Origin of the sequence: Flavobacterium procerum, from assembly GCF_042431625.1 — a bacterium.
GTDB lineage: Bacteria > Bacteroidota > Bacteroidia > Flavobacteriales > Flavobacteriaceae > Flavobacterium > Flavobacterium procerum.
Map to the genome: position 1 here is coordinate 1 of NZ_JBHLYW010000037.1, position 674 is coordinate 674.

The 674-nt window shown below is 51.9% G+C and carries 1 protein-coding gene; it reads left to right on the top strand.

Features of this window, described 5'->3' with window-relative positions; genetic code table 11:
* The coding region (locus tag ACFFLS_RS26100) for a hypothetical protein (RefSeq protein WP_379689747.1) at window positions 1–674 on the top strand (674 nt) is incomplete at both ends.

The window sequence follows — 674 nt, forward strand, 5'->3', positions numbered from 1 at the left end:
GGAAACCGCCGGAACAGGACCTTATACGGTTATTTATAATGACGGAACGGCCAACCGGACAGCCAATAATGTTTCCAGCGGAACGCCGTTTGCGACTTTCACTACTCCAGTCACATCTACAACGACTTATACCTTGGTTTCGGTAACCGGTTCGAATAGCTGTTCCAGAAACAGCGGATTTACGGGCGCTTCAGCGACCATCACTGTAAATCCACTGCCTCAGGGAAGTTTGTCCGCAAATGGCCCGTTCTGTGCGACAGGCACCGGCCAGCTGACCTTTACGGAAACCGCCGGAACAGGGCCTTATACGGTTATTTATAATGACGGAACGGCCAACCGGACAGCCAATAATGTTTCCAGCGGAACTCCGTTTGCGACTTTCACCACTCCAGTCATAGCTACAACGACTTATACCTTGGTTTCGGTAACCGGTTCGAATAGCTGTTCCAGAAGCAGCGGCTTTACGGGCGCTTCAGCGACCATCACTGTAAATCCACTGCCTCAGGGAAGTTTGTCCGCAAATGGCCCGTTCTGTGCGACAGGCACCAGCCAGCTGACCTTTACGGAAACCGCCGGAACAGGACCTTATACGGTTATTTATAATGACGGAACGGCCAACCGGACAGCCAATAATGTTTCCAGCGGAACGCCGTTTGCGACTTTCACTACTCCAG